The 24,367-nt window shown below is 71.9% G+C and carries 22 protein-coding genes, 1 pseudogene and 1 riboswitch; of the genes and pseudogenes, 6 read left to right on the plus strand and 17 right to left on the minus strand.

The features are described 5' to 3' along the window. Nucleotides 1-29 precede the first annotated feature (29 nt). Entirely contained in the window at nucleotides 30-1,466 is a 1,437-nt protein-coding gene (locus tag ACIOC1_RS05150; RefSeq protein WP_401306106.1) for a gamma-aminobutyraldehyde dehydrogenase, read from the minus strand. A 192-nt stretch (nucleotides 1,467-1,658) separates the two neighbouring features. On the opposite strand from ACIOC1_RS05150, the gene ACIOC1_RS05155 reads away from it, so the two are divergent. The 5 genes from ACIOC1_RS05155 to ACIOC1_RS05175 all read left to right on the plus strand — a co-directional run bounded on the left by ACIOC1_RS05155 (nucleotide 1,659) and on the right by ACIOC1_RS05175 (nucleotide 6,925). Next, nucleotides 1,659-2,135 (plus strand): Lrp/AsnC family transcriptional regulator, encoded by a 477-nt coding sequence (locus ACIOC1_RS05155; protein ID WP_355346522.1) that lies wholly within the window; start codon nucleotides 1,659-1,661, stop codon nucleotides 2,133-2,135. Nucleotides 2,136-2,137: 2 nt separating this feature from the next. Next, on the plus strand, nucleotides 2,138-3,529 hold the full coding sequence (locus ACIOC1_RS05160; RefSeq protein ID WP_355346519.1) for an aspartate aminotransferase family protein: 1,392 nt from the start codon (nucleotides 2,138-2,140) through the stop codon (nucleotides 3,527-3,529). 216 nt (nucleotides 3,530-3,745) lie between these two features. Then, nucleotides 3,746-4,489, plus strand: coding sequence for an ATP-binding cassette domain-containing protein (locus ACIOC1_RS05165; RefSeq protein WP_391161438.1), 744 nt, complete (start codon nucleotides 3,746-3,748; stop codon nucleotides 4,487-4,489). A gap of 109 nt (nucleotides 4,490-4,598) precedes the next feature. Beyond that, nucleotides 4,599-5,756 carry a hypothetical protein gene (locus ACIOC1_RS05170; RefSeq protein WP_401852099.1) on the plus strand — a complete coding sequence of 386 codons (1,158 nt, stop codon included), beginning with the start codon at nucleotides 4,599-4,601 and terminating at the stop codon, nucleotides 5,754-5,756. A gap of 26 nt (nucleotides 5,757-5,782) precedes the next feature. Then, complete coding sequence (locus tag ACIOC1_RS05175) at nucleotides 5,783-6,925, plus strand: LOG family protein (RefSeq protein WP_401852102.1); 1,143 nt, start codon at nucleotides 5,783-5,785, stop codon at nucleotides 6,923-6,925. 123 nt (nucleotides 6,926-7,048) lie between these two features. Here ACIOC1_RS05175 and ACIOC1_RS05180 read toward each other — a convergent pair whose 3' ends face one another. From ACIOC1_RS05180 to rpsB, 9 genes are all read right to left on the minus strand, one after another. Beyond that, on the minus strand, nucleotides 7,049-8,089 hold the full coding sequence (locus ACIOC1_RS05180; protein WP_401852105.1) for an ABC transporter ATP-binding protein: 1,041 nt from the start codon (nucleotides 8,087-8,089) through the stop codon (nucleotides 7,049-7,051). Then, nucleotides 8,089-9,726, minus strand: a complete 1,638-nt coding sequence (locus ACIOC1_RS05185) for an ABC transporter permease (protein WP_401852748.1) — start codon at nucleotides 9,724-9,726, stop codon at nucleotides 8,089-8,091. The genes ACIOC1_RS05180 and ACIOC1_RS05185 overlap by 1 nt, the downstream gene beginning before the upstream one ends. 194 nt (nucleotides 9,727-9,920) lie before the next feature. Continuing rightward, nucleotides 9,921-11,018, minus strand: coding sequence for a thiamine ABC transporter substrate binding subunit (locus ACIOC1_RS05190; protein ID WP_401852107.1), 1,098 nt, complete (start codon nucleotides 11,016-11,018; stop codon nucleotides 9,921-9,923). Then, nucleotides 11,012-11,123, minus strand: a riboswitch (TPP riboswitch). Its footprint overlaps the gene before it by 7 nt. Nucleotides 11,124-11,277: 154 nt before the next feature. Beyond that, the gene (gene rlmN / locus ACIOC1_RS05195; RefSeq protein ID WP_355346501.1) at nucleotides 11,278-12,384 is read right to left on the minus strand and encodes a 23S rRNA (adenine(2503)-C(2))-methyltransferase RlmN; all 1,107 of its coding nucleotides are present in this window, start codon (nucleotides 12,382-12,384) and stop codon (nucleotides 11,278-11,280) included. An 87-nt stretch (nucleotides 12,385-12,471) separates the two neighbouring features. Continuing rightward, nucleotides 12,472-13,497, minus strand: coding sequence for a phosphatidate cytidylyltransferase (locus tag ACIOC1_RS05200; RefSeq protein ID WP_401852110.1), 1,026 nt, complete (start codon nucleotides 13,495-13,497; stop codon nucleotides 12,472-12,474). 219 nt (nucleotides 13,498-13,716) lie between these two features. Next, nucleotides 13,717-14,274 (minus strand): ribosome recycling factor, encoded by a 558-nt coding sequence (frr, locus tag ACIOC1_RS05205; RefSeq protein ID WP_188281238.1) that lies wholly within the window; start codon nucleotides 14,272-14,274, stop codon nucleotides 13,717-13,719. 146 nt (nucleotides 14,275-14,420) lie between these two features. After that, complete coding sequence (gene pyrH, locus ACIOC1_RS05210) at nucleotides 14,421-15,179, minus strand: UMP kinase (RefSeq protein ID WP_355346495.1); 759 nt, start codon at nucleotides 15,177-15,179, stop codon at nucleotides 14,421-14,423. 166 nt (nucleotides 15,180-15,345) lie between these two features. After that, nucleotides 15,346-16,182 (minus strand): translation elongation factor Ts, encoded by an 837-nt coding sequence (tsf, locus tag ACIOC1_RS05215; RefSeq protein ID WP_391050340.1) that lies wholly within the window; start codon nucleotides 16,180-16,182, stop codon nucleotides 15,346-15,348. Nucleotides 16,183-16,355: 173 nt separating this feature from the next. Continuing rightward, entirely contained in the window at nucleotides 16,356-17,294 is a 939-nt protein-coding gene (gene rpsB / locus ACIOC1_RS05220) for a 30S ribosomal protein S2 (protein WP_355346489.1), read from the minus strand. A 265-nt stretch (nucleotides 17,295-17,559) separates the two neighbouring features. On the opposite strand from rpsB, the gene ACIOC1_RS05225 reads away from it, so the two are divergent. Next, nucleotides 17,560-18,231, plus strand: a complete 672-nt coding sequence (locus ACIOC1_RS05225; RefSeq protein ID WP_401852112.1) for a peptidoglycan DD-metalloendopeptidase family protein — start codon at nucleotides 17,560-17,562, stop codon at nucleotides 18,229-18,231. Here ACIOC1_RS05225 and ACIOC1_RS05230 read toward each other — a convergent pair. The 7 genes and pseudogenes from ACIOC1_RS05230 to ACIOC1_RS05260 all read right to left on the minus strand — a co-directional run bounded on the left by ACIOC1_RS05230 (nucleotide 18,194) and on the right by ACIOC1_RS05260 (nucleotide 24,366). Next, on the minus strand, nucleotides 18,194-18,781 hold the full coding sequence (locus ACIOC1_RS05230; protein ID WP_355346483.1) for a helix-turn-helix domain-containing protein: 588 nt from the start codon (nucleotides 18,779-18,781) through the stop codon (nucleotides 18,194-18,196). The genes ACIOC1_RS05225 and ACIOC1_RS05230 overlap by 38 nt on opposite strands. 30 nt (nucleotides 18,782-18,811) lie before the next feature. Next, nucleotides 18,812-19,648 (minus strand): RNA polymerase sigma factor WhiG, encoded by an 837-nt coding sequence (gene whiG / locus ACIOC1_RS05235; RefSeq protein WP_355346480.1) that lies wholly within the window; start codon nucleotides 19,646-19,648, stop codon nucleotides 18,812-18,814. Between the two features lie 281 nt (nucleotides 19,649-19,929). After that, on the minus strand, nucleotides 19,930-21,096 hold the full coding sequence (gene dprA / locus ACIOC1_RS05240) for a DNA-processing protein DprA (protein WP_355346477.1): 1,167 nt from the start codon (nucleotides 21,094-21,096) through the stop codon (nucleotides 19,930-19,932). Nucleotides 21,097-21,290: 194 nt separating this feature from the next. Then, nucleotides 21,291-22,922 (minus strand): YifB family Mg chelatase-like AAA ATPase, encoded by a 1,632-nt coding sequence (locus ACIOC1_RS05245; RefSeq protein ID WP_401852116.1) that lies wholly within the window; start codon nucleotides 22,920-22,922, stop codon nucleotides 21,291-21,293. Then, nucleotides 22,922-23,396, minus strand: a pseudogene (locus ACIOC1_RS05250) (YraN family protein). Before ACIOC1_RS05250 ends, ACIOC1_RS05245 begins: the two are co-directional and overlap by 1 nt. 123 nt (nucleotides 23,397-23,519) lie before the next feature. After that, entirely contained in the window at nucleotides 23,520-23,846 is a 327-nt protein-coding gene (locus ACIOC1_RS05255; protein ID WP_188281213.1) for a DUF2469 domain-containing protein, read from the minus strand. A 40-nt stretch (nucleotides 23,847-23,886) separates the two neighbouring features. Then, nucleotides 23,887-24,366 carry an NUDIX hydrolase gene (locus ACIOC1_RS05260; RefSeq protein WP_355346595.1) on the minus strand — a complete coding sequence of 160 codons (480 nt, stop codon included), beginning with the start codon at nucleotides 24,364-24,366 and terminating at the stop codon, nucleotides 23,887-23,889. Between the last annotated feature and the right edge of the window lies 1 nt (nucleotide 24,367).

Consider the following 24,367-nt stretch of genomic DNA (forward strand, 5'->3'; position numbering starts at 1 on the left):
CCGCCCGCGGGGGAGGCCGGACGGCCGGCTCAGCCGTCCAGCGAGGTCATCACGTGCTTGATCCGCGTGTAGTCCTCGAAGCCGTAGCCCGACAGGTCCTTGCCGTAGCCGGACCGCTTGAAGCCGCCGTGCGGCATCTCGGCGACCAGCGGGATGTGGGTGTTGATCCACACGCAGCCGAAGTCCAGCCGCTTGGACATCCGCATGGCGCGCCCGTGGTCCTTGGTCCACACCGAGGAGGCCAGCGCGTAGTCCACGCCGTTGGCCCAGGCGACGGCCTGCTCCTCGTCGGTGAAGGACTGGACGGTGATGACGGGGCCGAAGACCTCGCGCTGGATGATCTCGTCGTCCTGCCGCAGCCCGGACACGACGGTCGGCGCGTAGAAGTAGCCGCGCTCGCCGACCCGGTGGCCGCCGGTCTCGACCTTGGCGTGCGCGGGCAGCCGCTCGATGAAGCCGCTGACCTGGGCGAGCTGGTTGGCGTTGTTCAGCGGCCCGTACAGCACGTCCTCGTCGTCCGGCAGGCCGGTCCTGGTCTCGGCGGCGGCCTTGGCGAGGGCGGCGGTGAACTCCGCGTGGATCGACTCCTGGACCAGGACGCGGGTGGCCGCGGTGCAGTCCTGCCCGGCGTTGAAGAATCCGGCGACGGCGATGTCCTCGACGGCCTTGGCGATGTCGGTGTCCTCGAAGACCACGACGGGGGCCTTGCCGCCCAGTTCGAGGTGGACCCGCTTGACGTCCTTGGCGGCCGATCCGGCGACCTCGATGCCCGCGCGCACCGAACCGGTGATGGAGGCCATCGCGGGCACCGGGTGCTCGACCATCGCCCGGCCGGTGTCCCGGTCGCCGCAGACGACGTTGAAGACGCCCTTGGGGAGGATGCCGCCGAGGATCTCGGCGAGCAGCACGGTGGAGGCGGGCGTGGTGTCGGACGGCTTGAGGACGACGGTGTTGCCCGCCGCGATGGCCGGGGCGAACTTCCACACGGCCATCATCATCGGGTAGTTCCAGGGCGCGACCTGCGCGCAGACGCCGACCGGCTCGCGCCGCACGATGGACGTCATGCCCTCCATGTACTCACCGGCCGAGCGGCCTTCGAGCATGCGCGCGGCGCCCGCGAAGAAGCGGATCTGGTCCACCATCGGCGGGATTTCCTCGCTGGCGGTCAGTCCGATCGGCTTGCCGGTGTTCTCGCTCTCCACCGCGATAAGCTCATCGGCGCGCGCCTCGATCGCGTCGGCGATCTTCAGCAGCGCCTTCTGCCGCTCCGACGGGGTGGCGTCGCGCCACGCGGGGAAGGCGGCCGCCGCGGCGGCCATCGCCGCGTCCACATCGGCCGCGCCGGACAGCGGCGCGGTGGCGTACGCGTCGCCGGTCACCGGGCTGACCACCTCGGTGGTCCGGCCGTCCGCGGCGTCGCGGAACTCTCCGTCGATGTAATTGCGCAGAGTACGGAGTTCGGTCACGGCGCTTGCTCCCTGGTCGTACGAGTCCGGTGTCCACGGGCTGAGACGTTCCCCAGCTTAGCCGCAGGACTGCCGTATTCGACACACCCATCCCCCCTCAACAACCGATTCGGTACCACAGAGGGCCGTCGGCGACGATTTTCATCGTGAAGGGCTTGCGCGACCGTCGACCTCTCCTGCACAGTGGGGCACGTGGCCACTCGGGACAAGAACGGCGGAGCGCCGTCGATAGACGCGGTGTCGAACGCGATCATCGAACAGCTCCAGCAGGACGGACGCCGTCCGTACGCGACGATCGGCAAGGCCGTGGGCCTGTCCGAGGCGGCGGTGCGGCAGCGCGTACAGAAGCTGCTCGACCAGGGCGTCATGCAGATCGTCGCCGTCACCGACCCGCTCACCGTGGGCTTCCGGCGGCAGGCGATGGTCGGCATCAACGTGGACGGCGACATCGACCCGGTCGCCGAGACCCTGACCGCGCTGGACGAGGTCGACTACGTCGTCATCACCGCCGGTTCCTTCGACCTGATGGTGGAGATCGTCTGCGAGGACGACGACCACCTGCTGGACCTGGTGAACAAGCGGATCCGGGCACTGCCCGGCGTCCGCTCCACCGAGACCTTCGTCTACCTCAAGCTGCGGAAGCAGACCTACACCTGGGGAACCAGATAGCCATGACCTCCACGAACCCCGCACCGTCCGCGACTGCCTCGGACTCCTCCAGGACCGCCCACGACCACCTGTGGATGCACTTCACCCGCATGTCGTCGTACGAGAACGCCCCCGTGCCGACCATCGTGCGCGGCGAGGGCACGTACATCTACGACGACCACGGCAAGCGGTACATCGACGGTCTGTCGGGGCTCTTCGTCGTCAACGCCGGGCACGGCAGGCACGAGCTGGCCGAGACCGCGTACAAGCAGGCCCAGGAGCTGGCCTTCTTCCCGATCTGGAGCTACGCGCACCCCAAGGCGATCGAACTGGCCGAGCGGCTCGCGCACTACGCGCCCGGCGACCTCAACAAGGTCTTCTTCACCACCGGCGGCGGCGAGGCCGTCGAGACGGCCTGGAAGCTCGCGAAGCAGTATCACAAGCTGACCGGCAACCACACCAAGTACAAGGTGATCTCACGGGCCGTCGCCTACCACGGCACCCCGCAGGGCGCCCTGTCGATCACCGGGCTGCCCGCCCTGAAGGCCCCCTTCGAGCCGCTGGTCCCCGGCGCGCGCAAGGTGCCCAACACCAACATCTACCGCGCCCCGATCCACGGTGACGACCCCGAGGCGTTCGGCCGCTGGGCCGCCGACCAGATCGAGCAGCAGATCCTCTTCGAGGGCCCCGACACCGTCGCCGCCGTCTTCCTGGAGCCGGTGCAGAACGCGGGCGGCTGCTTCCCGCCGCCCCCCGGCTACTTCCGGCGCGTCCGCGAGATCTGCGACCAGTACGACGTCCTGCTCGTCTCCGACGAGGTCATCTGCGCCTTCGGGCGGCTCGGCACGATGTTCGCCTGCGACAAGTTCGACTTCGTGCCCGACATGATCACCTGCGCCAAGGGCATGACCTCCGGGTACTCCCCCATCGGCGCCTGCATCATCTCCGACCGGCTCGCCGAGCCCTTCTACAAGGGCAACAACACCTTCCTCCACGGGTACACCTTCGGCGGCCACCCCGTCTCGGCCGCCGTCGGCATCGCCAACCTCGACATCTTCGAGCGCGAGGGCCTCAACCAGCACGTCCTGGACAACGAGGGCGCCTTCTTCGACACCCTCAAGAAGCTCAACGACCTGCCGATAGTGGGCGACGTCCGCGGCAACGGCTTCTTCTACGGCATCGAACTCGTCAAGGACAAGGCCACCAAGGAGACCTTCACCGACGAGGAGACCGAGCGCGTCCTGTACGGCTTCCTCTCCAAGGAGCTGTACGCCGCCGGCCTCTACTGCCGCGCCGACGACCGCGGCGACCCCGTCGTCCAGCTCGCCCCGCCGCTCACCTCCGACCAGTCCCTCTTCAACGACATCGAGGCCATCCTGCGCGGCGTCCTGACCGAGGCGTGGACCAAGCTCTGACGCTTCCAGCGCGCTCCCGCGGCGTGAGACGCCATCGCCGTGCTTCTTTTGGGGGCGCGGGGAACTGGGTCACCCGCCTGCGTCAGGCAGGCGTCGGGGGCTTGTCACCCGGACGGGCGGCTCGCGGGGGACGTCCGCCGTGCCTGCGGGCCGCGGGGGCTGACGGCACCTAACCTCCCCGGAGGGGATTGGTTCGCGAACCGCGGAGGTAACGGCATGGTGGCCCCGCCGGACAATGACGTGTTGTGGGCCCGTTCGCTGCGCCACGCGCACGACGGGTCCCCCGCGCTGCTGGGTGTGTCGCTGGGCGTACGGCAGGGCGAGATCCTGGCCGTCGTGGGTCCGCGAGGCGCGGGCAAGTCGACGCTGCTGCGCTGCCTTTCGGGGCAGTTGGTGCCGGACGAGGGCGAGGTGTGGTTCAACAGCGCCCCGGTCCACACCCTCCCCGAGACGGCCAGGGACGAGCTGCGCAGGGACCGCTTCGGCTGGGTCGGCAGCACCTCGCAACTGCTGCCCGAGCTGACGGCCTGGGAGAACGCGGCGCTGCCGCTGCTGCTGCGCGGCACCAAGTACCGCGCGGCCAGGGCCGCGGCGCAGGAGTGGCTTGACCGGCTCGACATCGGGGCCGCCGCCCGCAAGCGCCCGGCCGAACTCCTCCAGGCCGAGCGGCAGCGGATCGCGGTGGCCCGCGCCCTGGTCACCACCCCGGAGATCGTCTTCGCCGACGACCCGGGCGCGCCGCTGCACCGCCCCGACCGCGCCCTGGTGATGCGGACCCTCACCAGCGCGGCCCGCTCGCACGGCATCACCGTCGTGCTCAGCGCCTGCGACCACGACATCGCGCCCTTCGCGGACCGCGTGATCCCGCTGCTCGACGGCCGGGTCAACGCCGCGATGCCCGCGCAGGAGCGGGATTCCGAGCCGACCGCGACGACGACGACGCGGGCCGCGTCCGTATGACCTCGACTGTCCACACCGCCCGTGCCCTTACGGGTGCCCGCTTCGGCGGGGCCGGTGCCGTGGCCATGGCCCGTACGGGGCGGCGGCCCGTGTCGGAAGGGAGCCGGGCGTGCTGAGTTTTCGTGTCGTACGCGGGGCGCGGTACACCGCGCTGGTGCGGTGGGTGCTGGTCGCCGCCGCGTCGGCGGCCACCGGGCTGCTGCTGCTGGCCGCGCTGGGATACGCCCTCGGGCACCCGCACCGGCCGGCCGACGCCGCCGCGCGGCTGGCGTGGTGCGCGCTGCCGGTCGTGGTGACCGTGCAGTTCGCGGTCGCCGCGGGGCGGGCGGTGCCCGCGCGGTGGCCGCGTCCCGGACTGGCCGCGGTGGGCCTCGGCCGGGTCGGCGTGGCCCTGCTCGCCGCGTCGGCGACCGCCCTGACCTGCGCGGTCGGCAGCGCGGTGGCCCTGCTGGCGTTTCTGCACCTGCGCGGCGACCTGACGGGCGCGCTGCCCTTCCACGGCGCCGCCTCCGACCTCCTCGGCGGCGGCGAACAGGTGCCGCTCGCGGGCGCGTTGACGCTGCTCGCGCTGGTCCCGGTGAGCGCCGCCGTCATCGGCGCGGCCCAGTTGTGGCCACCGCGCACCGTCTCCACCGCGCCCGCCCCCGCGACCCGCAAGGTCTCCGCGGCCGATCCGCCCGGCGGCCTGCCCTGGGGCGTCGCCCTGATCGCCGTCGGGCTCGCCGCCGAGGTGGCCGCGCCGCACGGCCACGAGGTGCCGCTGCCCGGCGGTCTCGGCTCCATCGCGCCGCTCGCGCTCGGCGGCTGGGTCGTCGCCACCGCGGGCATGGTCCTCGCGGGCCCCGGCCTCGTGCACGCCTGCGGACGGCTGCTCGCCGCCTTCCGCCCCGGCGCGCTCCGGCTGCTGGCCGGACGGGCCCTCCAGGAGGAGGCCGGTGCGGTCGGCCGCCCGCTCGGCGCCCTGTGCGCCACCGCCGCCGCGGCCCTGGCCGCGTACGACCTGCACCGCGGCGGCGCCCGCCCCTTCGGCCCCCTCACCGCCCTGGCCGGTGTCCTGATCGCGGTGTGCGTGCTGGCCACCGCGGGCACCGCGCTGCTGGAGGCCCGGCGCGGCCGGGAGCCCGCGATGGCCGCCCTGCGCCAGATCGGCGCCTCCCCCGCGCTCCTGCGCGGCGCGGTCGCGCTGCGGGCGGGCGTCCTGCTGGCCGCCGCCGTCCCCCTCACGGCCCTGGTCGCCGTACTCACCACCGTCCCGCCGGGCCGGTGAGCCGCACCGAGGACTATCGTTCAGACGTGCCCGCCGACATCCCGCCCGCAGCGCCCGACACTCCCCCAACTCCCGGACGGGACAGGGAAGTTGAGTCGCTGGCCGAATTCGACCAGGTCGCCCTGAGCGGTTCCTTCGCCGGATACCGCGTACAGGCCGTCGACCTGACCGACCGTACGTTCGCGCTCCTCGTCACCGACACCTCGCAGGCCGTCTTCCTCGGCTGCCCGATGGAGCCGCAGGCCCTCGCCCATGTGCGCGCGGGCGGCGCGCTGGTCTTCCCGCCCGTCCCCGACCTGCCCTTCGACCCGTACCGGGGCGCGCTCTACAGCCCCGACGAGCTGTACGCGGGCCTCGACGAGGACGGTTACGAGCGGACGCCGGACGCCCGTACGCACGCCTGGGCGCGCTCCGCCGCGGCGGAGGGCGACATACTCGCCTCGATGCTGCGCTCGATCCACGACGACGCCGTGTCCGACGCCCTCGACGAGCGCCTGCGCGGCCTCAGCGTGGTCGGCGTCATGGGCGGCCACGCCATGGAGCGCGGCTCCGACGCCTACGCGGGCGCCGCACGGCTCGGCCGCGACCTCGCCAGAGCCGGGCACACCGTCGCCACCGGCGGCGGCCCCGGCGCGATGGAGGCCGCCAACTTCGGCGCCTACGCCGCGCCCTACGACGACCTGATGCTCCGCAAGGCCCTCGCCGTCCTGGCCGGCGTCCCGTCCTTCGCGCCCTCCGTCGGCGACTGGGCCCGTACCGCCTTCGAGGTACGCGACCGCTGGCCGGACGGCGGACCCTCCTACGGGCTGCCCACCTGGTTCTACGGCCACGAGCCGCCGAACGCCTTCGCCTCCGGCATCGCCAAGTTCTTCGCCAACGCGACCCGCGAGGACGGGTTGCTCTCGCGCTGCACCGGCGGGGTCGTCTTCCTCCCCGGCGCCGCCGGGACCGTCCAGGAGATCTTCGACGCCGCCACCCCCGACTACTACTCCTCCCGAGGGGTTCCCGTTCCCCTCGTCCTCGTCGACCGCGTCCACTGGACCACCACTCTCCCCGCCTGGCCCCTCCTGACCGCCCTCGCCTCCGGCCGCCCCATGTCCCCCCTCCTCGCCCTCGTCGACTCCGTCGCGGAAGTCCCCGCCGCCCTGTCCAAGCTGGCCACCCCCTAGAACGGCTCACTGACCGAGACGGTCAGCCGATCCTTTCCCCCAACGGGGCGGATCGGTTGTCGTCGGACCACCGGCCGGTGGCGGATTGCTCGCGCGGTTCCCCGCGCCCCTGAAGGACCGGCCCTAGGGGCGGTGGGGGGCGTCCGCGAGGAGGACGACCTCTTCGGGGGCGAAGGTCACGGCGACCTCGGCACCGACCTCGGGTGCCGCCCGCCAAGGGCACCCGGCTTCGAGGCGCGGCCCCGCCTCCGGCGCCAGGACGAGCGTGATGTGGTCGCCACGAAAGGTGCGGGCGACGACAGTGCAGCGAAGCCCGGACCCGGGGCCGGTGAGGCGCACCCCGGCGGGCCGGATGAGCAGGTGGCAGGGCCCCTGCGGGGTGCCGGAGGGCACCGGCACCTTCCCCCACGGCGTATCGGCGACGCCACCCCCGACGCTGGCCTCCACGATGTTGTCGAAGCCGAGGAAGCGGGCCACGAAGGGCGACACCGGCCGCTGCCAGACCTCCAGCGGCGTACCGGACTGCGCGATGCGCCCGTCGCGCATCACCACGACCCGGTCCGCGAGGGCGAACGCCTCGCTCTGGTCGTGCGTGACGGCCAGGACCGTCGTCCCCAGGCGACGGAAGAGTTCGCGCAGCTCCACCACGAGCCGTTCGCGCAGCGCCCGGTCGAGCTGTCCCAGCGGCTCGTCGAGCATGAGCAGCCGCGGCTCGGGGGCGAGGGCGCGGGCCAGGGCGACCCGCTGCTGCTCCCCGCCGGAGAGCGTGGCGACGCCGCGCCCGCCCGCGCCGGGCAGCCCGACGAGGTCGAGCAGTTCGCGCACCCGCTCCTCGCGCCGCTCGCGCGGCACCTTGTGCATGCGCGGCCCGAAGGCGACGTTGCCGCCGACGTCGCGCTGCGGAAAGAGCTGGTGGTCCTGGAACATCAGGCCGACGCCGCGCCGGTGCGCGGGAACGCCCGCCTGGTCGGCGCCGTCGAGCAGCACCCGTCCGCCGTCCAGCGGCTGGAGTCCGGCGACGGCCCGCAGCAGCGTGGACTTGCCGCTGCCGCTGGGCCCGAGCACGCACACCGTCTCGTGCGCGGCCACCTCCAGCGTGACGGCGTCCAGCGCGGGCCGCGCGCCGAACCGTACGGTCGCGTCCTCGACTCGCAGCAGCGTCATCAGAACTCTCCGGGTGAGGGGTCGGCGCCCCCGCCGCGCGGGCGCAGATTCTCCAGCACCAGCAGCGACGCGGCGCAGACCAGCATGAGGATGGTGCTCAGTGCCATGGCCTGGCCGTACGTGGACGGGCCCGCGCGGCCGAGCAGGCGGGCGACGGCGACCGGGAGGGTGGGGCTGTCGGGGCGGGCGATGAAGACGGTGGCGCCGAACTCGCCGAGCGACACGGCGAAGGCGAAGCCCGCGGCGACGGCCAGCGCCCGTCCGACGAGCGGGAGTTCGACCTCGCGCCAGACCCGTAGCGGTGACGCGCCGAGCACCGCGGCGGCCTCCCGCAGCCGGTCGTCCACGGCGCGCAGCACCGGCAGCATGACGCGTACGACGAACGGCACACCGACCAGCGCCTGGGCGAGCGGCACCAGGATCCAGGAGGACCGCAGGTCGAGCGGCGGCTTGTCGAGGGTGATCAGGAAGCCGAAGCCTACGGTGACGGCGGAGGTGCCGAGCGGCAGCATCAGCAGCGCGTCGAAGCCGCGGACCAGCCGTCCCGCCCTGCGGACCAGGGCCGCGGCGGCGAGCCCGCCGACCGTCAAGGCGATGACGGTGGCGACGGCGGCGTACCGCAGCGAATTCCAGACCGTCTCCAGCGGGGCGACGGTGAAGGTGCCGCCGCTCCGACCCGAGCCGACGGAGCCGAGCGAGCGGTAGAAGGCGAAGCCGTAGCCGTCCGGGCCGTCCAGCGAGCGGGCGACGAGCACGCCCAGCGGCAGCAGGATCAGCAGCGCGATGACGGCGAGCACTCCGGCGAGCAGCGTCCGCTCCCCCCTGCCGCGCGGCCGGTGCGCGGTGGTGGCCGCGTCGACCAGCCGCAGCGTGGACTCCCGGCGGCGTACGGTCCAGGCGTGCACGGCGAGGATCGCGGCGACGGCGGCGAATTGCAGCAGGGTCAGCACGGCGGCGGTCGGCAGGTCGAGGAGTTCCGCGGTCTGCCGGTAGATCTCCACTTCGAGGGTGGAGTACAGCGGGCCGCCGAGGATCTGGATCACGCCGAAGGAGGTGAAGGTGAACAGGAACACCATCAGCCCGGCGGCGGCCACCGAGGGGCCGAGCGCGGGCAGCGTGACCCGCCGCCAGGCGGCGAGCCGGCTCGCGCCGAGCATCCGCGCGGCCTCTTCCTGGCGCGGGTCGAGCTGCGCCCACAGGCCGCCGACGGTGCGGACGACCACCGCGTAGTTGAAGAAGACGTGCGCGATGAGGATCGCCCACACGGTGGTGTCCAGGCGGACGCCCCACAGCGAGTCGGTGAAGCCGCCGCGGCCGAGCAGCGCGAGGAAGGCCGAACCGGCGACCACGGTCGGCAGCACGAAGGGCACGGTGACGACGGCCCGCAGCAGCCGCTTGCCGGGGAAGTCGAGCCGCGCGAAGACGTACGCGCCGGGCAGGGCGACGGCCAGGGTCAGCGCGGTGGACGCGGCGGCCTGCCAGCAGGTGAACCACAGCACGTGCCGGATGGAGCCGTCGCCGAGGACGTCGCCGATCCGGCCGAGCTGCCACCGGCCGCCCTGGTGCAGGCCACGGCCGACGATGGAGACCACGGGGTAGGCGAAGAACACCCCGAAGAAGGCGGCGGGCACGGCCATCAGGGCGAGCCGGATCGCGGTGCCGCGACCGGGTACGAGCGACCAGACCCTGCCGCGTACCGCCGATGCCGTGCCGGTCGTGTCCGTCGTATCGGTCGCGTCCGCCGTGCCGGTCGTGTCCGTCGTATCGGTCGCGTCCGCCGTATCGGCGTGGCCCGACGTATCGGCCGCGTCCGTCTTTCCGGCGCCGGGCGTCACTTGAGGACGATCGACGACCATGCCTTGACCCACTCGTCGCGCTTGGCGGCGATCTTGTCGGGCGCCAGCGTCTTCGGGTCGGTGATCTTCGCGCCGTATTTGGTGAACACCTCGGGCTCGGCGGCGTCCTTGCGCACCGGGTCGACGTACATCTGGAGGGGCATGTCCTCCTGGAACGTCCTGCTCAGCAGGAAGTCGATCAGCGCCTGGCCGCCCGCGGTGTTCTTCGCGCCGTGCAGCAGCCCGGCGAATTCGATCTGGCGGAAGCAGGTGCCGGTGGAGACCCCGGTCGGGGACTGGGCGGGCGCGGGGGTGACGCCCACGACCTCGGCGGGCGGGCTGGACGCGTACGACACGACCAGCGGCTTGTCGCCCTTGGCCTTCTTGCCTGCCGAGGAGCCGGAGAAGCGGTCGTTGTAAGCCTGCTCCCAACCGTCCACGACCTCGACGCCGTTGGCCTTGAGCTTCTTCCAGTACGACTGCCAGTCGGAGTCCCCGTAGGCGGCGGCGCTGCCGAGCAGGAAGGCCAGACCGGGCGAGGACGTCGCGGCGTTCTCGGTGACCAGCAGGTTCTTGTACTCCGGCTTGACCAGGTCCGCGAAGGTGGCGGGCGGGGCCAGCTTGTGCGCGGTGAAGTACGCCCGGTCGTAGTTGACGCAGACGTCACCGGAGTCGATGGGCGTCACCCGGTGCTTGACCGCGTCGAGTTGGAGGTCGGTGGGCACCTGGTCGAGGCCCTTGGCCGCGTACGGGGTGAACAGGCCGTTGTCGAGCGCGCGGGACAGCAGCGTGTTGTCGACGCCGAAGAAGACGTCGCCCTGCGGGTGGTCCTTGGTGAGGATCGCCTGGTTGACGGCCGCGCCCGCGTCTCCGCCGCGCAGCACCTTGACCGTGTAGCCGGTCTCCTTGGTGAAGTCCTTGAGCACGGCGTCGGACGCCGCGAAGGAGTCGTGGCTGACCAGCGTCACGGTCTTGGACGTGCTGCCGCCGCTGGTCTTGGTGCCGCCCGAGTCGCTGCCGCACGCGGCGAGCGCGGTGGCGCCGACCGTGGCCAGGACGAGCGCGCCGATGGCACGCCGACGGATGGTGTTCATCTGTGCAGACTCCCTACGCCGGTATGACCCGGATCAGGTCCGAGGGTCTGCGGTCTCGTGGGCCGCACTCTCAGCGCCGTCTCAGGCGCTCCCCTGTCGGAATGTTCACTTGTACGTACTTGTGTGATTGCACGAGCACGATAGCAGCAGGTGCGAAAGGGCTGGTCAGCGCCGGGCCCTTAACGCGCTCGTCCTTCGAGCGCCTCACCCTTCGAGGGCCCGGCCCTCAAAGCGCCTGGCCGTCACAGCGCCCGGCGCCTCAGCGCTCCGAGGCCGCGAGCTGGCCGCACGCGCCGTCGATCTCCTGGCCGCGGGTGTCCCGCACGGTCACGGGCACGCCGTGGGACTCGAGCGCGGCGACGAACGCCCGCTCGTCCTCCGGCCGGGAGGCCGTCCACTTGGAGCCGGGCGTGGGGTTGAGCGGGATCAGATTGACGTGCACCCGGTGGTTCTTCAGCATCCGGCCGAGCCGGTCCGCGCGCCACGCCTGGTCGTTGATGTCCCGGATCAGCGCGTACTCGATGGAGATCCGGCGGCCGGAGACCTCGGCGTAGTGCCAGGCCGCGTCCAGCACCTCACGGACCTTCCAGCGGGTGTTGACCGGCACCAGGGTGTCGCGCAGCTCGTCGTCGGGCGCGTGCAGCGAGACCGCGAGGCGGCACTTCAGCCCCTCGTCGGCGAACCGGTAGATCGCCGGGACCAGGCCGACCGTGGAGACGGTGATGCCGCGCTGCGACAGGCCGAGGCCGTCCGGCTCGGGGTCGGTGAGGCGGCGGATCGCGCCGATCACGCGCTTGTAGTTGGCCAGCGGCTCGCCCATCCCCATGAAGACGATGTTCGACAGCCGCGCGGGCCCCCCGGGCACCTCGCCGTCGCGCAGGCTCTTCATGCCCGCGACGATCTGGTGCACGATCTCGGCGGTGGACAGATTCCGGTCGAGACCGGCCTGCCCGGTCGCGCAGAACGGGCAGTTCATGCCGCAGCCCGCCTGCGAGGAGATGCACATCGTGACCCGGTCGGGGTACCGCATCAGCACCGACTCGACGAGCGTCCCGTCGAACAGCTTCCACAGCGTCTTACGGGTGTCCCCGTCGTCGCACGACGCGTGCCGCACCACCGTCATCAGCTCCGGCAGCAGGTCCTCCGCCAGCTTCCCCCGCGCCGCGGCGGGAATGTCCGTCCACGCCGCCGGATCGTCGGCGTACCGCGCGAAGTAGTGCTGCGACAGTTGCTTCGCCCGGAACGGCTTCTCCCCGAGCGCGGCCACCGCCTCCCGCCGCTCGACGGGAGTGAGGTCGGCAAGGTGCCGCGGCGGCTTCTTGGCCCCACGCGGCGCGGCAAAAGTGAGTTCTCCGGGTACAGGCATGATCTGACAAGTGTCGCAGATCGAAATGGGTCGGCCGGTCGCCCGCTGGTCCGGGGGCTGTCGCTCGGGCGGCGGGCCGTCGGGGGGTCAGCCGGTGCCGACGAAGACGGCCAGGAGGAGCCAGACGACGGGGGCGGTGGGGAGCAGGGAGTCGAGGCGGTCCATGATGCCGCCGTGGCCCGGCAGGAGGGTGCCCATGTCCTTGATGCCGAGGTCGCGCTTGATCATGGATTCGCCGAGGTCGCCGAGGGTGGCGCTGACGGCGGCGGCGAGGCCGAGGAGGAGGCCCTGCCACCAGCGGCCGTCGTCGATGACGTACTGCATGAGCAGGGCGCCTGCGACCATGGCGAAGGAGATCGCGCCGAGCAGGCCCTCGCGGGTCTTGCCGGGGCTGATGCGGGGCGCGAGCCTGTGCTTGCCGAAGCGCCAGCCGACGGCGTAGGCGCCGGTGTCGCTGATCACGGTGAGCAGCAGGAAGACCAGGACGCGGCGCGGGCCGTCGTCGGCGGCGAGCATCATGACCACGAAGGTGGCCAGGAAGGGCACGTAGAAGGCGGCGAAGACGCCGGCGGTGACATCGCGCAGGTAGTTCTCGGGCGGCTCCGTCATGCGCCACACGAGGATGGCGAGCGCGGTGAGGGCCATCGCCACCCAGGCGCCGTCCGCGCCGCGCAGATACCCGGCGATGATCATCGCCGTACCGCCGGCCGCGATCGGGATCAGCGGGGCGCGGATGCCCTTGCGCTCCGCCAGCCGCGAGGTCAGCTCCCAGACGCCGACGGCGGCGGCGACGATCACGACGCCGACGAACACCGCCTTCACGATGAAGAGCGAGGCGACGATGACCGCGCCGAGGCCGAGGCCGACCCCTATCGCCGCGCGCAGATTCCGCCCTGCGGACTTCTTCGCGGGGGGCTGCGGCGGCGGTGTCGGCTCCGGGGCGGTTGGCATAGGAGGAGTCTTCCTGCCGCGCCCGGAATCGGGTGCGGAACCCGCCGGATAGATGATCGTGTCATCCGCAATCGAGCCGTCGGCCGCGCCGTTGGTGACCGTGTCCTCGGGCGCTCCCCAGTGACCGGCGCGTGGCGAAGCGCCCCAGGAAGAGTCGTTCACTGAGCTTCGCCTCGCGTCGTCGTGTGTCGGCCGGGAAGGGCTGAGGGCGGGATCGTGCATACGGTCGTACTGCCGGTGTCCGGACGGGCGTCAGGAACGGTGCCAGGACGGGCGTGTCCGGACGGGCGTGTCCGGACGGGCGTGTCCGGACGGGCGTGTCCGGACGGACTGAGATGTCCGGGGAGGTGTTTCCGGGGCGGGCCCGGGGGCCCGGCCCGGTCAGACCTCCAGCAGCTCGGCTTCCTTGTGCTTGAGCAGCTCGTCGACCTGGGCGACGTACTTCGACGTCGTGTCGTCCAGCTCCTTCTCCGCGCGGCGCACCTCGTCCTCGCCCGACTCGCCGTCCTTGACGAGCTTGTCGAGGGTCTCCTTGGCCTTGCGGCGGACGCTGCGGATCGAGATCTTGGCGTCCTCGCCCTTGGTCTTGGCGACCTTGATGTACTCCCGGCGCCGCTCCTCGGTGAGCTGCGGGAACGCCACCCGGATGATCCGGCCGTCGTTGCTCGGGTTGACGCCGAGGTCGGAGTTGCGGATCGCCTCCTCGATGTTGCGCAGACTGCTGCTGTCGAAGGGGGTGATCACCGCCATCCGCGGCTCGGGCACCGCGAACGAGGCGAGCTGGTTGATCGGGGTGGGCGCGCCGTAGTACTCGGCCACGATCTTGTTGAACATCGCGGGGTGCGCCCGGCCGGTACGGATCGCCGCGAAGTCCTCCTTGGCGACGACGACGGCCTTCTCCATCTTCTCCTCGGCCTCGAGGAGGGTCTCTTCAATCACCATGTGCTCCTGGTATTCAGAAGGCGGAGCCTGACGGTCGGGCCCCTGCGCGCGTCTTTCCTGCACGGTGTCCGACCGGCAGCCTGTTGTCCATCCCCGGACCGGGCGAACCGGGACGTGTCACCACCCGGCGCTCGGGCGGGTCATTAAGCCCTGGAGCCCCGGTCGTTGACCAGCGTGCCGATCTTCTCACCCTTCACGGCCCGCGCGATGTTCCCTTCGGCGAGCAGCTCGAAGACGAGGATCGGCAGCTTGTTGTCCTGGCAGAGGGTGATCGCGGTGAGGTCGGCGACCCGCAGGTCGCGGGTGATGACCTCGCCGTACTCCAGGGCGTCGAACTTCACCGCGTCCGGGTTCAGCTTGGGGTCGGAGTCGTAGACCCCGTCGACCCCGTTCTTGCCCATCAGCATGGCCGCCGCGTCGATCTCCAGGGCCCGCTGGGCGGCGGTGGTGTCGGTGGAGAAGTACGGCATGCCCATACCGGCGCCGAAGATGACGACGCGGCCCTTCTCCAGGTGCCGTACGGCCCGCAGCGGGATGTACGGCTCGGCGACCTGGCCCATGGTGATCGCGGTCTGCACGCGGGTCTCGACGCCCTCCTTCTCCAGGAAGTCCTGGAGGGCCAGGCAGTTCATGACCGTGCCGAGCATGCCCATGTAGTCCGAGCGGGCCCGGTCCATGCCGCGCTGCTGGAGTTCGGCGCCGCGGAAGAAGTTGCCGCCGCCGACGACGAGGGCGATCTCGTAGCCGTCCGCGACGACCGCGGCGATCTCGCGGGCGATGGCGTGCACGACGTCGGGATCGACTCCGAGACCGCCTCCCCCGGCGAACGCCTCGCCGGACAGCTTCAGCAGATAGCGGCGGTGGGCGGTGGTGTGGTGGGCCGTATCGGCGCCTTTGTCCATGGAGATCTCCTCGTGCACGTACGAAGGAGGCCATTGCCGCGGGTCCTCGTGGGTTCCCTGTACGGCAATGGCCTCCTCGTCACATCTGCGGCCGGTCGGCGGGCGGCCGACCGCGTACGACCCTAGCCGGGCCGTCGGTCATTCGCTGCTTTCGTGTCCAGCGCGATCAGACGCCGACGCGGAAACGCGCGAAACGCTTCAGCGTGACGCCGGCCTCGTCCAGCACCTTCTGGACGGTCTTCTTGGAGTCCTTCGCGAAGGCCTGCTCCAGGACGACGTTCTCCTTGAAGAAGCCGTTCACCCGGCCCTCGACGATGCGCGCCAGGGCGGCCTCGGGCTTGCCCTCCTCGCGGGCGGTGGCCTCGGCGACGCGACGCTCGTTCTCGACCGTCTCGGCCGGGATCTCGTCGCGGGACAGGGCGGTCGGCGCGAAGGCGGCGATGTGCTGGGCGACGTCCTTGGCGACCTGCGCGTCGGCCTTGTCCAGCTCGACCAGGACACCGACCTGCGGGGGCAGGTCGGGGCTGGTGCGGTGCAGGTAGGAGGTCACGTAGGTGCCGGAGAACTGGGCGAAGCGGTCGAGCACGATCTTCTCGCCGAGGGTGGCGTTCGCCTCGTCCACGTACGCCTGGACGGTCTGGCCGTCCTTGATCTCGGAGCCGAGCAACGCCGTGATGTCGGCCGGCTTGCTGGCGGCGACGTGGGCGGCGATGGCGTCGGCCACGGCGACGAACTTGTCGCCCTTGGCGACGAAGTCCGTCTCGCACTTCAGCTCGACGAGGACGCCCTCGGAGTTGTCGGCGGCGATCAGGGAGACGACCGCACCGTTGGAGGCCGAGCGGCCCTCGCGCTTGGTGACGCCCTTCTGGCCCTTGACCCGAAGGATCTCGACGGCCTTGTCCAGGTCGCCTTCGGCCTCCACAAGGGCGTTCTTGCAGTCCATCATGCCCGCGGCGGTCAGCTCGCGGAGCTTCTTGACGTCAGCGGCGGTGAAGTTCGCCATGGGTTTAAGTCTCTTCCCGAATGGTCGGTGGATCTACGGGTGGACGGCGGGGGCATGGGCCCCCGCCGTCGTCACGCGTGGTTCACGTCGTACGCGTCGTACGCGATACGCGTCCTGCTGCTGTGCGGTTGACCGGTGGTGCCGGTGTGCCGTCGGTACGGGTCGGAACAGGCTCAGGCCTGCTCGGACTCGCCCTCCGTGGCGGCCGGGGCGGCGTCGGCCGGAGCCTCGGCGGTCTCGGCGGCGGCCGGAGCGGCGTCGGCCGGAGCCTCGGCCTCGGCGGCGGGCGCCTCGGCAGCGGCGGCGGTCGCGTCGGCGGCGGGCGCCTCGTCGGCCTTCTTCTCGCCCTCGAGCAGGTCACGCTCCCACTCGGCGAGCGGCTCGGCGACGCCTTCGGCCTTCTTGTCACCGGTGGCGGCACCGGAGCGGGCGATGAGGCCCTCGGCGACGGCGTCGGCGATCACACGGGTGAGCAGCGTGACGGAACGGATCGCGTCGTCGTTGCCCGGGATCTTGTAGTCGACCTCGTCGGGGTCGCAGTTGGTGTCGAGGATCGCGACGACCGGGATGCGGAGCTTGCGCGCCTCACCGACGGCGATGTGCTCCTTCTTGGTGTCGACGATCCAGACGGCGCTCGGCACCTTCTGCATCTCGCGGATGCCGCCGAGGGTCTTCTCCAGCTTGTCCTTCTCGCGGGAGAGGACCAGCAGCTCCTTCTTCGTGAGGCCGGACGCGGCCACGTCGTCGAAGTCGATCTCCTCGAGCTCCTTCAGGCGCTGGAGGCGCTTGTAGACGGTCGAGAAGTTGGTGAGCATGCCGCCCAGCCAGCGCTGGTTGACGTAGGGCATGCCGACGCGGGAAGCCTGCTCCGCGATGGCTTCCTGCGCCTGCTTCTTGGTGCCGACGAACATGATGGAGCCGCCGTGCGCGACGGTCTCCTTGACGAACTCGTAGGCGCGGTCGATGTACGACAGCGACTGGAGCAGGTCGATGATGTAGATGCCATTGCGCTCGGTGAAGATGAAGCGCTTCATCTTCGGGTTCCAGCGACGGGTCTGGTGCCCGAAGTGGACGCCGCTCTCCAGCAGCTCCCGCATCGTGACGACGGCCATGGCCGTACTCCTTGAGGTACTCGGTTATCGCGACCGCCGGACGGCGGTCGCGCCTGACGTCCCGACGCGCCGTGCCACGAGGGACCGAGGGGCGCGGCCACCGTCCCGATGAGGGGAGTGGGTGGCGGGGCGTGCGAAGTCGACCCGGTGACCCGGATCGCCAGAGAAAGTGTACGGGACCGGTGGAGTGCCGGGCGACACCCGAGTTATCCACAGGCCAGGACCATGATCATCTTTCGCCGCCCGGATCCGGGATGCTCGTGCCATGGCACTTCACATGTGGTTGACGGTGGTGATGACGGCCCTGCTGACGGCCCTCCCCGGCGGCACGGGGACGGCTGGCGGCACGGGAACGGCGAGCGGCGCCGGTACGGCGGGCGGCGCGGGGTGCGCGGGCGCCGGCTCGGACGCGCGCTGCTGGCCCGTGGCAGGGCCGGGAGTACGGGGGCGGCCGGCGGTGCTGCGCGCCTTCGAGCCGCCCGCGACGCCCTATGCCGCGGGACACCGCGGGGTCGACTTACGCGCGGGGCCGGGGAGCGTGGTGCGGGCGGCGGCTCCCGGCGAGGTGACCTTCGCGGGGAAGGTGGCGGGCACCGATGTCGTCGTGCTGCGGCTCGACCGGCCGGACGCGAGCCTGCGCGTCACCTATGAGCCGGTACGGGGGACGGTCGCGGTCGGCACCCGGCTCGCCGCGGGCGGCCCGCTGGGAGTGGTGACCGACTCCGCCGTCCACCGCTCACCCGGTTGCCTCCACTGGGGCCTCCTGCGGGGTGACGTCTACCTCGACCCGTTGACCCTGCCGCCGCCGTGGCTGCTGCGCGCGGGGCCCTCCCGGCTGCTGCCGGTGTTCGGCGCGGCGGAGGGCGGGACGGTACGGAAGGCGGAGGCGGCAGTCCGGGTCAGGGGCGGCCGGTCACCCCGTGCAGCGCCATCGTGACGGCCGACTCGGTGATGTGGACGGGGTCTTCTGCGGCGCCCAGTTCGATCCGGCGGACCGCGGCGTCGACCACGCCTTGCAGGAGCATGGCGGTCAGGCGGGGCTCGGCGTGGCCGAGGGCCGCGAGGGCGGCGCCGACCATCGTGACCAGGCCGCCGTGGGCGGCACGGATCTTCTCGCGGGCGCCCGCGTCCAGTTCACCGGCGGAGATCGCGACGACGGCGCGGTGGCGGCGGTCGCCGACCAGCGCGAGCTGGCTGCGTACGTAGGCCTCGATCTGGCCCTCGGCGGTGTCGGCGGCCTGCATGGCGGCCTCGACCTCGGCGGCCCAGACGGGGAAGTCCACGGCGCACAGCTCTTCGACCACCGCGGCGCGGGAGCGGAAGTACTCGTAGACCGAGGAGCGCGCCAGTCCGGTGCGCTCGGCCAGGGCGGGGAAGGTCAGCGCCTCCGTGCCGCCCTCGGACAGCAGCGAACGCGCGGCGTCCAGCAGGGCCTGGCGCTGCATCGTCCGGTGTTCGGCCACCGAGGCCGCTCGAATCCTGGGCATCCCACCACTGTAGACACTGTGCCGCGCCTGTCACCGCCCGACGTCGGCCAGCTTTGCCCGTAGTTGGAGGACGGACTTGGTGTGGATCTGGCTGACCCTGCTTTCGGTGACGCCGAGTACCTGGCCGATCTCGGCGAGTGTCAGGCCCTCGTAGTAGTAGAGGGTGACAACGGTCTTCTCGCGTTCGGGAAGGGTGTTGACCGCGCGGGCGAGCAGTCGGCGCAGCTCACGGTCCTCGGCGACCTCGACGGGGTTGTCGGCGCCGGTGTCCTCCAGGGTGTCGACGAGGCTGAGCCGGTCGCCGCCCTCGCCGCCCGCGTGCAGGAGGTCCTCCAGCGCGACGACGTTGGCCAGGGACAGCGCGCTGAACACCGCGTGCAGGTCTTCGATCCCGACGCCCATCTCCGCCGCCACCTCGGGCTCGCTCGGAGTGCGGCGCAACTTGGCCTCAAGGGTGGCGTAGGCGCGTTCGACGGCGCGCGCCTTCTGCCGGACGGAGCGCGGGATCCAGTCGAGCGCGCGCAGTTCGTCGATCATGGCGCCGCGGATACGGGTGATCGCGTAGGTCTCGAATTTGATCGCGCGTTCCGGGTCGAACTTCTCGATCGCGTCGATGAGTCCGAACACCCCGGAGGAGACGAAGTCGGCCTGCTCGACGTTGGCCGGGAGTCCGACGCTGACCCGGCCCGCCACGTACTTCACCAGCGGCGAGTAGTGCAGGATCAACTGCTCCCGCAGCCGGGCGTCCCCCGTGGACTTATAGGTCCGCCACAGTTCGTCGAGCGACGTGGGGGCGGCTGGCCGAGGGGAGGTGCGGGGGGCGGTCGCCGCCGTCGCCCGCTCGGACCCGGGGGTGTACTGGGGCATGTGCCGTTTTGAGCCGTTCTGCCGAGACGTGGGCGGGAAATCGAGCCTCCGCGAGCGTAGCGTGACCATAGTGTCGCTTATTGCTACATCATCCGTATGGGACATGCGCAGATACGTTCCTCTACCGGTGCGCGCTCACCGGACCGGCTATACCGCCCGGTACGGGGCCCGCGCGGGAGCCCCTCGGGTCATCATGGTGGGCCGCCGGGCCGCCCACGGCCGGTCCTACGATCGTCCCAGGTCACGGCGGTTTCCTGTCACCTGATGGTGTGTCGATGGCGTCAACCCTCCCGACGCGGCGCGCCGTCGTGCGCGGTACGGACCAACTTCCACCGCCCGTCGTCGCGTTCGACGAAGCCGAGGGCCTGCAATTCGTAGAGCCGTCTCAGCGTGTCGTCGCTGGTGGACCCCACGGCGAGGGCGATCTCCTCTTCGCAGGCGTCCCCTTGGCCGGGGAGCGCTTCCAGCACGCGGGCCGCCGCCGGGTCGAGCAGATCGCGCGGCAGTACGGGTCCGCGGCGGGCGGGTGCGAGGTCGGCGCCGATCTCCCCCACCATCTCGATGACTTCGGCCGCGTCGGTCACCACCACGGCGTCCCCGCGCAGCAGTTCGTGCACCCCTTCCGACAGACCGCTCGTGCAGGGCCCCGGCACCCCCATCGTCACCCGCCCCAACTGGGCGGCCCGCCGCGCGGTGACCAGGGAACCGCTGCGGTAGCGCGCCTCGACCACCACCGTGCCGCGGGTCAGGGCGGCGATCACCCGGTTCCGCAGCACGAATCTGCTGCGGGTGGGGTGGTCGCCCGGCGGCAGTTCACCGACGAGCAGGCCGCGTTCGGCGATCTCGCCGATCAACTGGGCGTTGCCCGGCGGGTACGGCACATCGACGCCGCTGGCCACCACGCCGATGGTGGCGCCGCCCGCCCGCAGCGCGCCCCGGTGCACCACACCATCCACCCCGTAGGCGGCTCCCGAGACCACCACCCAGCCCGCCCGCGCCAGTCCCCCGCCGAGCCGCGCCGCCATGTGGGCGCCGTAGTCGGTGCAGGCCCGTGCGCCGACCACGGCCACCGAGCGCAGTGCCCACAGCCGTAGCGACGGCTGCCCGCGTACCCACAGGCCGTACGGGCGCTGCGGCCCGAGGTCGTCCAACTGCCCCGGCCAGTCGGCGTCCTCGGGGCAGACGAACCGTCCTCCGGCCCGGCGTGCGGCCTCCAGATCCCCCTCGGGGTCGGCCCGAACCGACCGCGTCCGGTATCCGTCGGTCCGCCGCGGACCGGCTCCGGGCAGCGCCTCCCCTTCCCGTAGCGCGCGCAGCACCTCTTCGGCTCCCCTCTCCCGCAGCGCCCGCCCCACCACCTCGTCCCCGGGATCCGCGATCCGCGTGATCGCCACCCGCGCCAACCGCTCCGCCTCCGGCACGGCAGCCGCCAAGGCAGGTACCGCCAAAGCGGGCACCGTCGGCGGGGGCACCGCCAGCGTCGGTGGACCGGCCCCACCAGGCGCGGCGCCGACCTGAGAGCCATCGGCGGCCTGCGAACCCCGGACCCTCCCTGCGCCAACCTCGGCGGCCGATCCGGTGGCCGTCTCCTCCCCCGGCGGCCCGGCCCCATCGGGGCCCGGCGACCCCCTCCGCCGCCGCATCACACACCTCCCGCTACGGGCACCCCGCGGCTGACACCGGTCCTGAGGTGGAGCGCCTGGAAGACGTCGTCGACATCGGGGCGGTCGTGGCCCGCGAGGTCGGCGAGGGACCAGGCGACGCGCAGGACGCGGTCGAGGCCGCGGGCGGTGAGCAGGCCGCGTTCCATGTCGCGCTCGGCGGGGTGCAGGGCGCCGGGGGCGACGTGCCAGCGGGTGCGCATCTCGTGGCCGGGGATCTCGCTGTTCAGCTTCCAGGGGGTGTCCCGGTAGCGGGCCGCGGCCCGCTCGCGCGCGGCGACGACCCGGGCGGCGACGGTGGCCGTGGATTCGCCGGGGCCCTGGCCGAGGAGGTCGGATCTGCTGACGGATTCCACTTCGACGCGCAGGTCGACGCGGTCCAGCAGCGGCCCCGAAAGCCTGCCCTGGTAGCGGCGGACGGCGGTGGGCGAGCAGTCGCAGCCCTCGCCCAGCATCGAGTAGCGCCCGCAGGGGCAGGGGTTGGCGGCGAGCACCAGCATGAAGCGGGCCGGGAGCCGCATCACGCCCGCCGCGCGGGCGACCACGACATGGCCCGATTCGAGCGGTTGCCGCAGCGCCTCCAGCGCCCGCACGCTGAATTCCGGAGCCTCGTCCAAAAAGAGAACCCCGCGATGGGCGAGCGAGACCGCGCCCGGTCGGGGCAGTCCGCTGCCACCGCCGACCAGCGAGGGCATGGTGGCCGAGTGGTGCGGCGCGCAGTACGGCGGGGCGTCGACCATGGGCCGTCCTGGCGGGAGGATGCCCGCCACCGAGTGGACGGCGGTGACCTCCAGGGACTCCTGGCGGGTGAGCGGCGGCAGGATGCCGGGCAGCCGCTCGGCGAGCATCGTCTTGCCCGCGCCCGGCGGGCCCTTCAGATACAAATGGTGTCCGCCGGCGGCGGCGACCTCCAGCGCGGTGCGGGCGGTCCGCTGTCCGGCGACGTCGGCCAGGTCGGGGCCGTGCCCGGTGAGCGAGGCGTCGCCGAGGCTGCCGGCCAGTCCGGTCCCGACGCCGCCGCCCGGCACGGTCAGCCCGGCCAGTATCGGGTCGGGGCGGCCGTCCGCCCGCGCCGGGTCCTGGTCCTCCTCGGGGGCCAGCTCGTCGTTGAGGAGGGCGACGAGCTGCCGCAGGGTGCGGATGCCGAGGACGGAGACGCCCGGGACCAGGGATGCCTCGGCCGTGGTGCGCTCCGGCACCACGACGTGCCGGTATCCGGCGTCGGCCGCCGCCAGGACGGCGGGCAGCACCCCGCGGACCGGGCGGACCCGTCCGTCGAGTCCCAGCTCACCGATCATCATGAGATCGGCGATGGATCCGGGGGCGATGCGGTCGTTGGCGGCGAGGATCGCACACGCCACGGCGAGATCGAACCCCGAACCGCCCTTGGGCACCGAGGCCGGGCTGAGGCCGACGGTGAGCTTCTTCTGCGGCCAGACCTCGCCGCTGTTCACGATCGCAGCGCGCACCCGGTCGCGGCTCTCGGTGAGGCTCTTGTCGGGCAGGCCGACCAGGGCGAAGGCCGCCACGCCGGGTTCGAGGTCGGCCTGGACCTCGACCACGACGCCTTCGACGCCGATCAGCGCGACCGAGCACGTACGGGCGAAGCCCATCACGCCACCCCCCGCACATGCTCGACGCGGGCCGCGCCGCGGGCGGGCAGCAGGACGCCGACCAGGTCGATTCTCACGCCGCCCGGTGGCGCGCCGCCGTGTTCCGCCGCCCAGCGGTCGGCGAGCGACCGCAGCCGGTGGATCTGCCGCGGTCCGAGCGCCGCCATGGGGTGCTGGAAGCCGCCGTCACGGCGGGTCTTCACCTCGCACACCACCAGGGCGTCCCCCTCGGACGCCAGAATGTCGATCTCCCCGTCGCGCCCGCACCGCCAATTCCGGTCGAGCACGGTCAGTCCCGCGTCCTCCAGCCTGCGGGCCGCCAGCCCCTCGCCGTACCGCCCCAGCGCACCTCGTGCGTTCATGCGTACCACCTCCGTCACTCACTGTGACAGAGTTCGACCGCCGAAGATGATCTTGGTCCCAGCCTGTGGATAACTCCCCGCGACCCCGCACCGTGGCCCGCGCCGCGCCCATGCACCGGGGCCCGCGCCGCGACCCCGCACCGCGCCCCGCGCCTGGGCCCGCGCCAGCACCCGGCCCGCGCCCCACCAAGAGCGCACCGGCACCCCCGAAGGCCCTCTCAAAAGGGCCTCAGCTTCAACTATTGAAGCCCGACTCGTCCGACGGCAGATCCAGATCCGCCTTGTTCAGCTCCTCAATGTTCACGTCCTTGAACGTGAGGACACGGACCTGCTTGACGAAGCGGGCGGGCCTGTACATGTCCCAGACCCAGGCGTCGGCCATCGAGACCTCGAAGAAGACCTCACCCTGGACCGAGTGCACCTGCATCTCGTAGTCGTTGGTGAGGTAGAAGCGCCGCTCGGTCTCGATCACGTACTTGAACAGGCCAACGACATCGCGGTACTCCCGGTAGAGCTTCAGCTCCATCTCGGTCTCGTACTTTTCGAGGTCCTCGGCGCTCATGGCATGTTCCCCTTCAGCCGTACGTGCCCCCCATTGTGCGTCAGTCGCGCTCCGTCCCCAGGGGGATCGGGGATTGCGGGGGGCCTTCGCCGAGCAGCGTACGCAGCAGCTCAGCGAGTCTGATGGGGTACACCGTCTCACGAGTGCGCAAAAGTTCCTCGCAGGTCCACCAGCGCAACGACGAGACACTTCTGCGTTCCAGGTCCGTCTGGCCGCTGGTGTCGACGTCGACGGTGTCGGTACGGCCCAGGTGGTACCACTCGTCCTGCTCCCAGCGCCGCCCGTCGAAGCTGAAGGAGCTGGTCCGCTCCCACAGCACCGGGCCGAGCCGTACATCGGTGATGCCGGTCTCCTCGGCGAGCTCGCGCAGCGCCGTCTCCTCCAGGCTCTCACCGCCCTCGACCCCGCCGCCCGGCGTGAACCACGAGCCCACCGCCGGATCGGCCGGATCGACGCCGTTCAGCAGCAGGATCCGGTCCGCCGGGTCGAGCAGCACCACACGGGCGACGCGCCGACGCACC

Origin of the sequence: Streptomyces sp. NPDC088197, assembly GCF_044741185.1 — a bacterium.
Taxonomy (GTDB): Bacteria; Actinomycetota; Actinomycetes; order Streptomycetales; family Streptomycetaceae; genus Actinacidiphila.